General features: G+C 60.5%; 14 protein-coding genes and 1 pseudogene. 4 read left to right on the forward strand and 11 right to left on the reverse strand.

Translation table 11 applies throughout. From position 1 onward, the window contains the following. Position 1: 1 nt before the first annotated feature. Together D8U18_RS23560 and D8U18_RS23565 are read left to right on the forward strand one after the other, a co-directional pair. Positions 2-886, forward strand: a pseudogene (locus D8U18_RS23560) (serine/threonine-protein kinase); the annotation flags it as partial. Between the two features lie 120 nt (positions 887-1,006). After that, positions 1,007-1,384 carry a helicase gene (locus tag D8U18_RS23565; protein ID WP_131108593.1) on the forward strand — a complete coding sequence of 126 codons (378 nt, stop codon included), beginning with the start codon at positions 1,007-1,009 and terminating at the stop codon, positions 1,382-1,384. A 324-nt stretch (positions 1,385-1,708) separates the two neighbouring features. On the opposite strand, the gene D8U18_RS23570 is transcribed toward D8U18_RS23565, so the two are convergent. After that, positions 1,709-2,590: an alpha/beta hydrolase gene (locus D8U18_RS23570; protein ID WP_056854181.1), complete on the reverse strand. Its 882-nt coding sequence runs from the start codon at positions 2,588-2,590 to the stop codon at positions 1,709-1,711. A gap of 130 nt (positions 2,591-2,720) precedes the next feature. Between D8U18_RS23570 and D8U18_RS23575 the strand changes: the two genes are divergently transcribed. Continuing rightward, positions 2,721-3,305 carry an ABATE domain-containing protein gene (locus D8U18_RS23575; RefSeq protein WP_131108595.1) on the forward strand — a complete coding sequence of 195 codons (585 nt, stop codon included), beginning with the start codon at positions 2,721-2,723 and terminating at the stop codon, positions 3,303-3,305. Between the two features lie 119 nt (positions 3,306-3,424). Here the strand turns inward: D8U18_RS23575 and D8U18_RS23580 are convergent, their stop codons facing one another. The 6 genes from D8U18_RS23580 to exbB form a co-directional block, all read right to left on the reverse strand. Further along, the gene (locus D8U18_RS23580; RefSeq protein ID WP_131108597.1) at positions 3,425-4,825 is read right to left on the reverse strand and encodes an aminoacyl-tRNA deacylase and HDOD domain-containing protein; all 1,401 of its coding nucleotides are present in this window, start codon (positions 4,823-4,825) and stop codon (positions 3,425-3,427) included. A 78-nt stretch (positions 4,826-4,903) separates the two neighbouring features. Next, a complete protein-coding gene (recG, locus tag D8U18_RS23585) occupies positions 4,904-6,979 on the reverse strand; it encodes an ATP-dependent DNA helicase RecG (RefSeq protein WP_056854178.1) in 2,076 nt (691 codons plus the stop codon). A 9-nt stretch (positions 6,980-6,988) separates the two neighbouring features. Beyond that, positions 6,989-7,918: a hydrogen peroxide-inducible genes activator gene (locus D8U18_RS23590; RefSeq protein ID WP_056854177.1), complete on the reverse strand. Its 930-nt coding sequence runs from the start codon at positions 7,916-7,918 to the stop codon at positions 6,989-6,991. Between the two features lie 177 nt (positions 7,919-8,095). Next, positions 8,096-8,845: an energy transducer TonB gene (locus tag D8U18_RS23595; RefSeq protein WP_056854176.1), complete on the reverse strand. Its 750-nt coding sequence runs from the start codon at positions 8,843-8,845 to the stop codon at positions 8,096-8,098. Then, positions 8,842-9,270, reverse strand: coding sequence for a TonB system transport protein ExbD (exbD, locus tag D8U18_RS23600; protein WP_056854175.1), 429 nt, complete (start codon positions 9,268-9,270; stop codon positions 8,842-8,844). The genes D8U18_RS23595 and exbD overlap by 4 nt, the downstream gene beginning before the upstream one ends. A 6-nt stretch (positions 9,271-9,276) precedes the next feature. Then, a complete protein-coding gene (gene exbB, locus D8U18_RS23605; protein WP_056854174.1) occupies positions 9,277-10,239 on the reverse strand; it encodes a tonB-system energizer ExbB in 963 nt (320 codons plus the stop codon). Between the two features lie 190 nt (positions 10,240-10,429). Here exbB and D8U18_RS23610 point away from each other — a divergent pair, with 190 nt between their 5' ends. Further along, positions 10,430-11,287: an SDR family oxidoreductase gene (locus tag D8U18_RS23610; protein ID WP_130903796.1), complete on the forward strand. Its 858-nt coding sequence runs from the start codon at positions 10,430-10,432 to the stop codon at positions 11,285-11,287. 134 nt (positions 11,288-11,421) lie between these two features. Here D8U18_RS23610 and D8U18_RS23615 read toward each other — a convergent pair whose 3' ends face one another. From D8U18_RS23615 to rpoZ, 4 genes are all read right to left on the reverse strand, one after another. Beyond that, on the reverse strand, positions 11,422-12,162 hold the full coding sequence (locus D8U18_RS23615; protein WP_130903797.1) for a hypothetical protein: 741 nt from the start codon (positions 12,160-12,162) through the stop codon (positions 11,422-11,424). Positions 12,163-12,230: 68 nt separating this feature from the next. After that, positions 12,231-12,611, reverse strand: a complete 381-nt coding sequence (locus D8U18_RS23620) for a RidA family protein (RefSeq protein WP_003229509.1) — start codon at positions 12,609-12,611, stop codon at positions 12,231-12,233. A 36-nt stretch (positions 12,612-12,647) separates the two neighbouring features. Further along, the gene (gene spoT, locus D8U18_RS23625) at positions 12,648-14,753 is read right to left on the reverse strand and encodes a bifunctional GTP diphosphokinase/guanosine-3',5'-bis pyrophosphate 3'-pyrophosphohydrolase (protein ID WP_131108599.1); all 2,106 of its coding nucleotides are present in this window, start codon (positions 14,751-14,753) and stop codon (positions 12,648-12,650) included. 57 nt (positions 14,754-14,810) lie between these two features. After that, positions 14,811-15,019 (reverse strand): DNA-directed RNA polymerase subunit omega (rpoZ, locus tag D8U18_RS23630; RefSeq protein WP_131108601.1); only part of this gene is annotated, 209 nt, incomplete at its 5' end.

Consider the following 15,019-nt stretch of genomic DNA (forward strand, 5'->3'; position numbering starts at 1 on the left):
GAATATGCTGGGCGGGCGATATTACCTCGAACGTCTGATCGGTGCCGGCGGGATGGGGGTGGTGTATCGCGCACGGGATTTGTTGCAGGAACAGTTCGGTGATCCCGAGCCCCATGTCGCGCTGAAAATGCTCAGCGATGAATATGCCGATTGCCTGGACGCCAGTGCCCTGCTTTTCAGTGAGTTTGCCCTGACCCGGCGTGTGCAACACCCCAATGTGCCCCGTTTGTTCAGTTTCGAGGTGGATACCCGGCACAGAAGGGCGTTCATTACGATGGAGCTGATGCGTGGCCTGACCCTTGATAAATTGCTTTGCGAGCGCCCCTTGGGATTGCCGTGGTCAGAGCTGCAAGGCATCGCGCTTCAATTGCTTGATGCATTAGCCCATGCCCACAGTCGTGGCGTGCTTCACGGTGATATCAAGCCGAGCAATGTGATGCTCAGCGAGGAAGGCGTTCGGTTATTCGATTTCGGTTTGGGGTTGGCCGAGGAGGGTGTATTGCCCGGTCTACCAAAACTGAGCCGTCATTGCTTGCATGCCTGGACCCTTGGTTATGCTGCCCCGGAATTGCTGGATGGCTCACCACTGACGGTCAGCGCCGACGTCTACTCGGTGGCGTGCGTGATCTATGAACTGGCATGTGGCAAGCACCCTTTGCGTCGAGTGCCTTCAAATCAAGCCCGTGATGCGGGTTTGAAAATCGAGCCTCTGAGTACCAGGCATCTGCCCAGACAGTGTTGGACCTCCCTGAAAACAGCATTGGATCTCGACCCTTCGCGGCGCCCTCTCTCGGTGTCCCCACTGCGTCAGGCCTTTGCTGGTGCCCGTGATTCAACGTTTTTACCGGCGTGGAGAGGAAAGTTTTTCAAAGGGTTCCGCCAATGACTTGGTAGTCATCAACGCCAAAAACAGCGCGATCTTCTTCCAACGCATCTCGATAGTGGCGTTATCACCCGAAATCGCTACACTGCGCCAGCCGTTCATTTTTTCTTTTGAGGCTTGCGCATGAAATTTCGTTTTCTGCTGTGGATGATGGGTTTGTTGATGGGCAAAGCCAGCCGAACCAACCCTGCGTTTCAGCAGCAGTTGGGTGACAAGGAACTGGTGTTTCAACTACAGACCCTGGACGGGAAAGTGGCGCGGCATTTCCGCGTGAAGGACCAGCGCATCACCAGCCAATCGGGTGTGCACGCCGAGCCTGCTTTCGCCATTGCCTTCAAAGACGCCGCTTACGGCTTCGCCACGATGCAAGCGAAAAACAAGCAGTTGGCGTTCATGACAGGGATTCAGGACAAGTCGATCCAGATCAAGGGCAACCCGGCGCTGGTGATCTGGTTTCAGGGGTTGACCAAGTATTTGAAGCCGAAGAAGGCGAAGGCTTGAAGGCACAAGGTCTTGAGGTCTTGCGGGTAGCTCCAGTGAGAAATATGTGTGAGGGTAGTCCGAGCGCCTGGTCCATCCATCGGTGTTCGAACTGAACAATCGCTCGCATCAGTGCGAGCCGTGGACATGAAGCGAGCACGATCAAAGCCGCCGTTGACCAGAGACTGATATCGGCCAGAAGCCGACTATCGTGAGAGGGGGCGGCTGTTACAGGTCTGCCGAATTAATATGCTCACTGTAATACGTTTCGTTTGATCCCACAGTCATGCATTGGACAACAGACACTGCCGACGCCCACCACGGTGCGCGTCGACAGTGCACATCTCAATTGATGTGGTTGCCCACTACTTCAACAATTCGCTGAGCGATATGTTTGACATGGGTCTCTAGCGCAAAGTGACCCGTATCCAGCAACTCCACCACCGCATTCGGATTGTCGCGCGTGTAGGCCTCAGCCCCTGGCGGAATGAAGAACGGGTCGCCCTTGCCCCAGATCGCCAACGTCGGCAACTTTGTATCGCGGAAGAACTGTTGAAACGCCGGATACAGCTTCAGGTTGTTCTGGTAGTCGTAGAACAGGTCCAACTGAATGTCTTTGTTACCCGGCCGTTCCAGCAACAGCGCGTCCAGATAGTAAGCCTCGGGGGCGATGAGATCCGGATTGCTCACCCCTTCCACGTACTGCCAGCGGGTGCCTTCCAGATGCAGGATGGCATCGTTGATCACCTGCCGATTGGTCGGCGATGGGTCTGCCCAATACTTGCGGATCGGTGCCCAAGCCTCCCCCAGACCTTCGAGATAGGCATTGCCGTTCTGCGAAACAATCGCGCTCACCCGCTCCGGATAGGCCAGTGCCAGGCGCAGGCCGGTAGGCGCGCCGTAGTCGAAGAAGTACATCGCATAACGATTGAGTTCCAGCACATCGACAAACTGGCGAATCGTCTCGCCGATGGCATCGAAGGTGTAGCGGTAATTGCGCTGCGCCGGAACCTCGGTGAAGCCGAATCCCGGCAGATCCGGCGCGATCAGCCGGTACTTGTCCGCCAGCAGCGGGATCAGGTCGCGGAACTGGTGCGACGAGCTGGGGAATCCGTGCAACAGCAGCAGCACTGGTGCATCCGGAGCGCCCGCTTCTCGGTAGAAAACCTCGACGCCATCGGCTTCGACGGATTTGTAGGCAACCTGGATATGTTGAGACACGGTCATGGCTTAGCCCTCATGTAACTTGTCAAATTGAATTTTACCGGTTACCGGAATGTATTCTGCACAAGGCATGTAACTAGTCAAATAATTTTTATAGGTTACAATCTGCGCATCGGCTCAACCGGACATTGTCATGACCGCCTCCCCCATCGAACCGCCCACACCCCTGATACTGGCCGACCATCCGGCGCTGGACCTGTTGAACACACAAATGATGGTCGACGGTCAGCACCGCGATCTGCTGACCAGCGATGCCGACGCGGCGCAGTGGCTGGAGCAGATCGGCTTCGGACCGGCGGATGAAATGGTGGTGGGTGACGGGCAATTGCTCGCCCGATTGCGCACGTTGCGCGACTGCATCGAAGACCTGCTCGCCGCTCGCCGGGAGAATCGCGTGGCGGACCCGTCGGCACTCAATACCTTTCTGCTGCAAGCGGTGCCGCAACTGGTCTGGGAGGAAGCGGGCGTCCCGCTGCTCGATCGCTTCCGACAGGCTGACGCCACTAACCAACGCCTTGGCCGCCTGGCCTACACCGCCGCCGAGCTGCTGGCCGAAGGTGATTTCAGCCTCGTGCGCAAATGCGAAAGCGCGGACTGTTCATTGATGTTTTACGACCGCACTAAGTCGCACAAACGACGCTGGTGCAGCATGGCGCTGTGCGGAAACCGGCATAAGGTCGCCGAGTTCCGCAAGCGGCGTCAGGGGGGAGCGGACTGAAGTTGGCGAGGCTGTCCGATCAGTGCAGATGCTGTCCGACCCATTGGGCAACGGTGAAGACTGTCGCTCCCACAGGCACTGCGCAAATCCTGTGGGCGCGTGGCTTGCCCGCGAAGCTTTTAAGGCTGGGAAAATTGCGAGGCGAGTTCGCGCAGCAGCACTTCGGCTTCGAGGACTTTGCTGACCACGTCGTTGGCCTTGTCGCGGCTCAGGCCGAGGCGTTCGAGCAGGGCTTCGGGGATGTCTTCGTCGGGGCCGGAGCCGATGCCGCGGCTGCGCAGCAGGCGAACTGCCAGGCACACCAGGTTCGGGTACTCGGCGTAGTTGCCGTCGTAGGCCGGGTCGTGCTGGAAGCGTAGCGCGGTGGCCAGTTCTTCGGGCATGTCCCAATAGCGCATCAGCCACGAGCCGATCTGTTCACGGCTGATGCCCAGCAGGTGTTGTTCGATGTAGCTGTGGCACAGGTGCGGGTTGACCTCCAGGTGGCGGCAGATCAGCGAAAAGTGCGGCGGGAACACGTGGGCCAGCAGCAGGTAGCCGAAGTTGTGCAGCAGGCCGGCCAGGTAGGTCAGGCCGGCTTCCGGGCGCTGGGCGCGTGGCATGGCGCGGGTCAGGCCTTCGATGACGGCGGCGGTGTAGATCGATTGCTGCCAGTACGGCGTGGTGTGTTGCGGGTGGTCTTTGGGCAGGCTCAGGGTTTTGCCCAGGGCCAGGCCCAGCGCCAGGTTGATCACCAGATCGAAACCCAGTACCCGGACGATGGCGTCTTCCACCGAACGAATCTTGCCCGGCGAGGCGTAGTACGGCGATGCCGCCCAGCTCACGACTTGCGCGGCCAGTGCCGGGTCGGTTTCGACCACGCCGGTGATGTCGTCGATGGTGGCGTTGGGGTCGACGCGCAGCTTGATGATTTTCTGCGCGGTTTCGGCCAGTGGCGGAATTTCGATGGTCGCTTCCAGGCGTTGCTGGATGCGTCGCGCGGTGAACGCTTGAACGGCCTGGGTGATTTCCTCGCGGTCATCGTCGGGGCGGTCGAGGTTCGGGCGGATGCTGGTCAGCGCTTCGCCGAAGTTGGCGGCGCTGGCTTTGCTGAGCATGGATTTGAACGCTTCGCTGGAGATCTCCAGCAACACGCCCGGCTCGCCGGAATTGACCAGCAGGCTCGGTTCACGCAGCAAGCTTTCTTCGTACAGGCAGGGCGAGGTGGTCAGTGATGGCAGGCCTGGCAGCAGGCTCAGGCTGTGTTTGCCGAGCATTTTTTCCAGGCGCTCAGTCGGTACGGCCGTGAGGCGGCGACCGGTGAGTTCGGTAAGGCGATTGAGGTCGAGCAACTGATTTTGCGCAAACAGCACCATCAGCGTGCCAACGGCGTCATCGAGCAGGACGGCTTGCACCTTGCGCGCCGGATTCAGGCCGTGATGGTCCAGGACCTCTTCATAGGCAATGCCCAGCTTGCCTAGCAGCATCCGTATAACCGACGGTGCGTGCGGAAGTTCGGGAGCGAGGGCTGCGTCGGTCATGGTCTGGATCCAGTTCAAAACAATTGCAGGAGTATAACCAGCTCTGTAGGAACGAGCTGATAGAAACTGCGACGGTGCTCACACTTGGCCGTATTGCTGCCCGTGACGCAGCCAGCGGTCGAGGAGCGGGCTGACATGGTCGGGCCAGCGTTCCAGCAGGGCTTGAGCGGCATCGCGCACCGCGGGTAGCAAGTCGGCATCACGCATCAGGTCGGCGACCTTGAATTGCAGCAGGCCCGTCTGCCGCGTGCCGAGCATTTCGCCAGGCCCGCGCAGTTCGAGGTCTTTTTCGGCGATGACAAAGCCGTCGTTGGTTTCGCGCATGATGCCCAGGCGCTGGCGCCCGATCTGTGACAGCGGCGGATGGTAGAGCAAAACACAATGGCTGGCCGCGCTGCCTCGGCCCACGCGGCCGCGCAATTGGTGCAGTTGTGCAAGGCCCAGGCGCTCAGGGTTTTCGATGATCATCAGGCTGGCGTTGGGCACGTCCACGCCGACTTCGATAACGGTAGTGGCCACCAGCAGTTGCAGGTTGCCGGCCTTGAACTCGGCCATCACTGCGGCTTTTTCCAGCGGCTTCATGCGGCCGTGAATCAAGCCGACCTTCAGCTCACCGAGCGCGGCAGTCAGGTCCTCGTAGGTGGTTTCAGCGGCTTGGCAGGTCAGCTCTTCGGATTCTTCGATCAGCGTGCACACCCAGTAGGCCTGACGCCCTTCGGCACAAGCGCTGCGCACCCGTTCGATGACTTCGACGCGGCGGGTATCGGTGATCAATACGGTGTTGACCGGGGTTCGACCGGGCGGCAATTCGTCGAGGATCGAAGTGTCGAGGTCGGCGTAGGCGCTCATGGCCAGTGTGCGCGGGATCGGCGTGGCGGTCATGATCAATTGATGCGGGCACATCCGCCCGCCGACGCCTTTTTGCCGCAAGGCAAGGCGCTGTTGTACGCCGAAGCGGTGTTGCTCGTCGATGATCACTAGCGCCAGGTTCTTGAACTGCACTTCGTCCTGAAACAGGGCGTGAGTGCCGACCACCATCGGCGCGCCATTGGCGATTTGTTCCAGCGCGGCGACGCGGTTTTTGCCCTTGAGCTTGCCGGCCAGCCATGCGACTTCGATGCCCAGCGGTTCGAGCCAGCGCTTGAAGGTGATGAAGTGTTGCTCGGCAAGAATCTCGGTGGGCGCCATCAACGCGACCTGATAACCCGCTTCCAGGGCTTGCAGCGCAGCGAGGGCGGCGACCACGGTTTTACCCGCGCCGACGTCACCCTGAATCAGCCGCAACATCGGCTCGTGCTGGCTGAGGTCGTAGGCGATTTCGTTGCCGACCCGCTGTTGGGCGCCGGTGGGATTGAAGCCGAGGTTGGCCAGGTATCTGGCGGGCAGCCGGGTGGCTTTGGGCATCGCCGGCGCACGCAGCGCACGCATGCTTTCGCGCAGACGTTGCTGGGACAGTTGATGGGTCAGCAGTTCTTCAAAGGCCAGGCGGTGCTGCGCCCAGTGATGACCGAGGGCGAGTTCGTCGACATCGGCATCGGCCGGTGGGTTGTGCAGGTAGCGGATCGCGTCGGCCAGTGGCGCCAGTTGATAGTCCCGGGCCAGTTCGTTGGGCAGCCAGTCGGGCAGGCTGCTGGGGCCGAGCAAGGTCAGGGTTTGCATGCACAGTTGACGCAAACGTTGCTGCGTCAGGCCCTCGGTGAGCGGGTAGACCGGCGTGAGTGTCTCGTCCACGGGCGGCGGTTCGTCGCCGGTGATGGCGCGGTATTCCGGGTGATAAATTTCCAGTCCCGATGCGCCGGGACGCGCTTCGCCGTAGCAGCGAACCCGCGTGCCGCGTTTAAGCCCTTCTTTTTGCGCATTGCTGAAATGGTAGAAGCGCAGGCTGAGCCCGCCGGTACCGTCCTGCAGGCGTACTACCAGACTGCGACGGCGGCCCATGACCACGTCGGCGCCGCTCACGGTGCCTTCGACCACCGCATCCTGGCCCGGGCGCAATGCACCGATCGGCACCACGCGGGTGCGATCCTGGTAGCGCAACGGCAGGTGAAACAGCACGTCCTGAAGATTTTCCAGACCGACCTTGGCCAGCTTTTCGGCCATGGCTTCACCGACACCCTTGAGTGCCGTCACCGACACTTGCGACAACTCGGTCATGGCGTTGGCTTAACCGGCCGTTACCGGTGCAGCGGGTTTAGCCACCGAGCACAGGCGAATGGAGTCAGCGAGAATCTCGATCGCCTTCGGACGCGGGAAGCTCGCGCGCCAGGCAATGGCCACGGTGCGGAAAGGCACCGGAGCCGACAGCGGTCGAACTTCGATCACCCCAGGGGCGTAGTGGTGACTGTCGACTGCCGACAACGGCAGGATCGAGATGCCGAGACCGGACGCGACCATGTGACGGATGGTTTCCAGGGAGCTGGATTCGACCGTGGTGTGCTTGGCACCGTCGTTGCCCTTGGTCAGGGTAGGGCAGGCCTCCAGCACTTGATCACGGAAGCAGTGGCCCTCACCGAGCAGCAGCAGGCTCTTGTCGTTGAGCAGGCTGGCGTCGATGGATTCTTTTTGCGTCCATGGGTGCTGGGCCGGCATCAAGACATAAAACGGTTCGTCATAAAGCTGCAACGTCAGCACGTCGGCTTCGCTGAACGGCAACGCGATGATGATCGCGTCGAGTTCGCCGTTGCGCAGTTTGTCGCGCAGGACGTGGGTGAAATTTTCTTCGATGTACAACGGCATCTGCGGGGCGACCCGGTGCAGTTGCGGGATCAGGTGCGGGAACAGGTATGGGCCAACGGTGTAGATCGCACCGACTTTCAACGGCGCGGTCAGCTGGTTTTTGCCGGCTTGTGCCAGTTCGCGAATGCCCTGGGCTTGTTCCAGTACCTTTTGGGCCTGAGCCACAATGCCTTCGCCAACCGGGGTCAGGCGCACGGCGCTTTTGCTGCGCTCGAAAATCAGCACACCGAGTTCGTCTTCAAGCTTTTTCACGCCCACCGACAGGGTCGGTTGGCTGACGTGGCAACGCTCGGCCGCGTGGCCGAAGTGCTGCTCTTGGGCGAGGGTAACGATGTAGCGTAATTCTGTAAGAGTCATAGCAAGCGTCCATGAAGTTGCGAGCCAAGCATACCGGCTGCAATCGATAGACGCACGTTATCAGACAGTATGTGCTGAGTGACACCGGGCAATGCGTGTTTGCCGTTTCCAGATATGCAAAAGGCACCTTTCGGTGCCCTTGCAGACTGGTTTGAGCCGATGAGCGCGGGGAAACGTTTACCGTCGACGCTTTTCCAGCGAATAAACAAACGGTGCAACGATTTCGATGGAGCCGTTGTTCAGCATGTCGGCCGGTGGTTTGGGCAGCGGCTGGGCGCGGCGGATCATGTCCAGGGTAGCCCGGTCCAGATCGGCGTTACCGGAGCGGCCCACCAGTTCGAACGACAACACATTACCTTCGGCATCCACGACGAAACGCAGACGGTTCAAGCCTTCCTTGCCCCGCGATTGCGCGCTGGCCGGGTACTTCTTGTACTTGGCCAAGTGCGCAAGCAGAGTGCCTTCCCAACTGGCCTTGGCCGCCACTTGTGCGGGTGACGGACCGGGCGCCGGTTGAGCGGATTTCTCCGTGGGTGCCTGGGTCGGTTGCGTGTCGCTCGGTTTTTCTTCGGACGGTTTTTCCTTCGGCGGCTCAGGCTTTTTCTCCACCGGCTTGGGTGGTTTCGGCTTGGGCTTGGGCGGCTTGGGCTTGGGTACCGCAATCTCGGCTTTGGGCGCTTCGGCCAGCTTCGGGATGGGCAGTTCTTCCACCGGTGCTGGTGGCTGTGGCGGCGTTATCACCTTTGGCGGTGCCGGCGGTGGCGGGGCAGGAACCGGCGCCAGCTCGACCATCATTGCCTGCGGCGGCAGTTCGATGGGCGGGCGGGCGGTCCAGTTCAGCGCCAGCGCGATGGCCAGCGCGTGAACACCCAGCACGATGGCCAGGCTACCGCTGTAACGCGTCAACTTATGGCGCGTCTCGATCATTTTTTGGCTGCCGTCTCGAGTCCGACCAGGCCGACCTTCAGATAACCGGCCGAGCGAAGGTTGTCCATTACGCTCATCAGATCACCGTAATCCACGCCTTTATCGGCCTGGAAGAAGATCGTCGTGTCTTTCTTGCCTTGGGTCTTGGCGTCGAGGGTGGCGCCAAGAGCATCGGCTTTCACTTCGTCGTCGCCGAGGAACAGTCGTTGGTCGGCCTTGACGCTGAGGAACACCGGTTTCTCTGGCCGCGGCGCCGGTTTGGCGGTGGAGGCGGGCAGGTCGACCTTGATGTCCACGGTCGCCAGCGGCGCCGCCACCATGAAGATGATCAACAGCACCAGCATCACGTCGATGAACGGCGTGACGTTGATTTCGTGGTTTTCGGCCAGATCGTCGTCTGCGCCTTCTTTCAAATGCAGGCCCATGGCCGATTACCCCACTTTCACCATGTGCGGATGCGAACTGCGCTCAGGCTGGTGATCAAGGTCGCGGCTGACCAGCAGCAGGACTTCCGCCGAAGCGTCGGACACCTGCGCCTTGTAACCGGCGATGGAGCGCGCAAACACGTTGTAGATCACCACCGCAGGAATCGCAGCGACCAGGCCCAGAGCGGTCGCCAGCAAGGCTTCGGCGATGCCGGGAGCCACGACGGCGAGGTTGGTGGTCTGGGTTTTAGCGATACCGATGAAGCTGTTCATGATGCCCCACACCGTACCGAACAGGCCGACAAACGGAGCGGTGGAACCGATGGTGGCAAGAACGCCGGTGCCGCTGCTCATGTTGCGGCCGCAAGCTGCTACCAGACGCTCAAGGCGGAAGCTGACGCGTTCCTTGATGCCTTCTTTCTCGCGGCTGCTGGCCGACAGATGCATTTCTTCCAGGGCATCATGGACCAACAGGTTGGCGAGGGTGCCCGGCTTGGTCGCAGAGGCGCTGGCTTCTTTGAGTGTGGTGGCTTTTTTCAGGTGGGCGATTTCGCTGCGCAGACGACGCTTGGCGCCCATCAGCTCAAAGCCTTTGGCAATCCAGATGGTCCAGGTAATGATCGACGCGATGGCCAGGCCAATCATCACAAGCTTCACGATGATGTCGGCGTTTTGGTACATGCCCCATGGCGACAGGTCATGCGCCATGCCCAGGCTGTTGTCGGCTTCGAGGACTTCAGGGACGTTTTCGCCGAGCGCTTGCGAAGCGGCTGCTGGCTGGGCCGGGTCGATCGCGACAGGCGCGGCGTTTTCGGCCGGGGTGGATGCGGCGGCGGCCGGGGTGGCAGGCGCTTGTGCGTCTGCGAAGGCGGCGGTCGGCGCCAGCATCAGGCTGAGCAGCACGGCGGCCACTGCGCTCCAGGCGCGAGGTCGTTTGGTTGGCGAAGCGGGGAGTTGATTGCGTGTCATGCTGGCCGGACCTGAGAGAGAAAAACGGGTTATGTTCTTCCAGGCCTCGAAGGGCCGAGAACAAAAGTGGCGTGCATTATTGCAAGTAATTCTTGTTAACAAAAGTAATAGAGTATCTTTTTTTCCTTCATTGCTAGCCGCTCGTCCATTGCCGAGGCTAGTCTGTGCGTTTCCAAGGGGAGTTTTTCTGATGTCCGCGCCTTCTGTTTTAATCGCCGGTTGCGGTGATGTCGGCAGCCGTCTCGCCACGCAACTGCTGGCTGGCGGGTGGGAGGTCCATGGGTTGCGGCGTGACGTTTCGCGCTTGCCCGAGGGGGTCATCGGCGTTGCCGGCGACCTGTTCAATAAGGACTGCCCGCAGACCTGGCCGGTCGGTGCGGTGGATTACGTGGTCTATTGCGCAGCCGCCACCGATCACGATGAGGCGGGCTACCGTGCCGCTTATATCCAGGGCTTACAGCATGTATTGGAGTGGCTCGACGATTATGGGCAGGTGCCCAATCGCCTGTTGTTCGTGTCCAGCAGCAGTGTCTACGGCCAGCAGGCGGGCGAATGGGTCGACGAGACTTCGCCGGCCATCGCGGCTGGTTACTCTGGGCGAGTGATGCTCGAAGCCGAACAGATCGCGCTCAACAGCGGCATTCCAGCCAGCATCGTGCGTTTGACCGGTATTTACGGTCCGGGTCGTGAATGGCTGCTGACTCAGGTCCGCCGCGGGTACCGGGTGGCGGTCGATCCTCCGCTGTATGGCAACCGGATTCATGCCGATGACGCCGCTGGGTTGATGGCGTGCCTGCTTGAGGCGGATCGGCGCGCAGTGAAGCTGGATGACGTCTACATTGGCGTCGATGACGCACCGGCAGCGTTGGCGGATGTCGTGGGCTGGTTGCGCGAGTATCTGGGTGTGACCGAATGGGCCGATGATGCCAGCGTGCGGCGCACGGGCAGCAAGCGCTGCAGCAATGCACGGGCGAAAGCGTTGGGCTGGACGCCAAAGTATCCGAGCTTTCGTGAAGGCTATGCCGCCATTCTTGAAGGCCGCAGCTGACGTTCAGTCACCCGAAAACCTGTAGGAGCCGGCTTGCTGGCGATAGCAGTATCAGATTCAAAGCAGATGTTGAATTTGAAGGCCCTATCGCCAGCACGCCGGCTCCTACAAGCGGGTGGCTTTCAATGGGTTGCTTATTGTTTCTCGAGCAACCACTTGCGATCACCCGGTGTGAACTGGGGCATTTCATCCGCCTGCGCGGTGTTCACGGTCTGGAAGATTTCCAGTTCTTTGCCTTTGCGGGCAAAGATCCAGGCATTTCCCTGGCCGTTGAGTTGCAGCCACATGTTGTCGTTGCCGCCGCTCATCGATGCGCAATCACCCGCCAGACACAGGGCATAGCGGTCACTCCCTGGCAGGCCGGTCACTTGGCCGTCGGCCTGGAACTGCACGGTATTGCCTTCACCGGGGCCGCTGACGACTTTCCAGCTGCCGCCCATGTAGGCTGAATACAGCGCGCGTTCAAAGCTGGCGCCGATCGGAGCGCCATCCGGTACCGGAATCGACGCACGGTCGAAGACCTGGGCCGGTTCGTTTTCGCTGGCGGCCTGGCTCAATTGTTTGCCGTCGCGCTTGAGCTCGCTACCGGAGCTGCCATAAAAGTCGATTTTCCAGGCGCCGGACTCTTCGCCGAGCAGCTTGCCGTCGACATTTTCAAAACCATTGGTGTAGCGGGCCTGGCCGGCCTTGGTGTTGACGTCCCATTCCAGGTTCGGGCCATAGGCCTGGAGCGCTTCACGCAGGGGAACGCCTTTGGATGCAGCGTCAATCGCCACCTGGTTGATCCAGGTGCCGCTGATATCACGGTCGGCAGGGTCGCTGGCACATCCGCCCAGGAACAGGGCGAGCAGCGAAAGAGCAAGCGCTTTGCGCATGGGTGGAATCCTTTCAAGCTTTCTTTACAGCAGAGCCGTTGGCGCAGCCATAGGCTGCGCCGCACGCATTACTCGATGACCAGGATGGCATCCATTTCAACCTGCGAACCCTTGGGCAGGGCTGCTACGCCGATAGCGGCGCGAGCTGGGTACGGTTGGTCGAAGTATTTGCCCATGATCTCGTTGACCTTGGCGAAGTGGCTCAGGTCGGTGAGGAAGATGTTCAGTTTGACGATGTCCTTGAACGAACCGCCGGCGGCTTCAGCCACGGCCTTGAGATTCTCGAACACCTGGACGGTCTGGGCTTCGAAGCCTTCAACCAGTTCCATGGTCTTTGGGTCCAGTGGAATCTGACCGGACATGTAAACGGTGTTGCCTGCCTTGATCGCCTGGGAGTAAGTACCGATGGCGGCCGGGGCCTTGTCGCTGGTGATAACGGTCTTGGTCATTGATGACTCCTTGTAAGAGGTGGCTACGTTTGCGCGCTATGCACGCATGCGGGTGATGCGAATCACCCCGGTGAGGGCACGCAGTTTCTTGATCACGCGGGCCAGGTGTACACGGTCGTGCACGCTGACCACCAACTGGACCACGCTGATACGACCATCGCGTTCGTCCATGCTGATTTTCTCGATGTTGCCGTCGGCCGCGTTGACGCTGCTGGCCAGCAGCGCGATCAGGCCACGCTGGTGTTCCAGCTCCACGCGCAGCTCGACGTTGAATTCGCCGGTGACATCTTTGGCCCATGACAGCTGGATGCATTTTTCCGGGTTATGACGGATTTCGCTGATGTTGCGGCAGTTGTCCAGGTGCACGACCATGCCTTTGCCTGCGGACAGGTGGCCGACAATCGGGTCGCCCGGGATTGGCGTACAGCATTTGGCATAGCTGAGTACCAACCCTTCGGTGCCACGAATTGCCAGCGGACCTTCCGGGCTTGGCAACTGTTCGCCTTCGCCGAGCAGTCGACGAGCCACCACATAAGCCATGCGATTGCCCAGGCCAATGTCTTCCAGCAAGTCTTCGATCAGTTCCTGGCGGTATTCAACCAGCATCGCCTTGACCCGCTCGGCCGGGATTTTCTCCAGCGAGCTGTCGAAACCGTTGAGGACCTTGTTCAGCAGGCGTTCGCCCAGGCTGATGGATTCGGAGCGACGTTGCAGCTTGAGCGCATGGCGGATGTGTGTCCGCGCCTTGCCGGTGACCACGAAATTGAGCCACGCCGGATTCGGCCGCGCGCCGGGCGCGCTGACGATCTCGACCGTGGAGCCGCTTTGCAGCGGTTCGGACAGCGGCGCGAGACGGCGGTTGATCCGGCAGGCAATGCAACTGTTGCCGACATCGGTGTGCACCGCGTAAGCGAAATCGACCGCCGTGGAGCCTTTGGGCAGCTCCATGATCCGGCCTTTGGGCGTGAACACGTAGACCTCGTCCGGGAACAGGTCGATCTTCACGCTTTCGATGAATTCCAGCGAATTGCCCGCACGCTGCTGCATTTCCAGCACGCCTTTGACCCACTGGCGAGCGCGGGCGTGCGTGCCTTTTGGCTGCTCGTCGCCGCTGGATTTGTACAGCCAATGGGCGGCGATGCCGTTGTTGGCCATTTCTTCCATTTCGCGGGTGCGGATCTGGATCTCGATCGGTACGCCGTGCATGCCGAACAGTGTGGTGTGCAGCGATTGGTAGCCGTTGGCCTTGGGAATCGCGATGTAGTCCTTGAAGCGACCCGGCAGCGGTTTGTACAAATTATGTACAGCACCCAGCACGCGGTAGCAGGTATCGACCTTGTCGACGATGATCCGGAACGCATAGACGTCCATGATCTCGTTGAAGGCCCGACGCTTGCCGCGCATTTTCTTGTAGATGCCGTAGAGGTGTTTCTGCCGACCGCTGACTTCGCCCTGGATGCCGTCGATGGCGAGGCAGTGGCCGAGGGACTCTTCGATCTTGTTGACGATTTCCTTGCGGTTGCCCCGGGCGCGTTTGACGGCCTGGTAGATCCGCGCGGAACGCATCGGGTGCATGGCCTTGAAGCCGAGGTCTTCGAATTCTATGCGGATGGCGTGCATGCCCAGCCGGTTGGCGATGGGCGCATAGATCTCCAGGGTTTCCTTGGCGATGCGCCGGCGTTTTTCGCCGGACAGCACTTCCAGCGTGCGCATGTTGTGCAGGCGGTCGGCCAGCTTGACCAGGATCACGCGAATGTCACGCGCCATGGCCATGGCCATTTTCTGGAAGTTTTCGGCCTGGGCTTCGGCTTTGGTCTCGAAGTTCATCTGGGTCAGTTTGCTGACCCCATCGACCAGTTCGGCCACGGTTTCGCCGAACTGCGCTTGCAGCGCTTCCTTGGCGATACCGGTGTCTTCGATCACGTCATGCAGCATGGCCGCCATCAGGCTCTGATGGTCCATGTGCATGTCGGCAAGAATATTGGCCACGGCAAGAGGATGCGTGACATACGCCTCGCCGCTACGTCGGCGTTGGCCGTCGTGGGCTTGTTCGGCGTAGAAATACGCTCGGCGGACCAGGTTGACCTGGTCTTTGCCGAGGTAGGTCGATAAGCGATCGGCGAGGGCGTCTATGCTCGGCATGATGTCTCCTGCCGTAAGCTGTGATCCCGCGCCGTGCTACGTCGACCAGGCATAGGCTTAGACGGCCTCGTTGGACTCGTCCTCGAATGCAGCAAAAAGCGGTTCATCTTCAACGATTTCGGCTTCAGCGATAGCTGCGTAGTCGATCAGGCCTTCAGCGATTTCACGCAGGGCGACGACGGTAGGCTTGTCGTTTTCCCAGGCTACTTTCGGCTCTTTGCCGCCGGTGGCCAGTTGACGGGCACGCTTGGTAGAGAGCATGACCA

Origin of the sequence: Pseudomonas sp. Sample_10 (assembly GCF_004321495.1) — a bacterium.
GTDB lineage: Bacteria > Pseudomonadota > Gammaproteobacteria > Pseudomonadales > Pseudomonadaceae > Aquipseudomonas.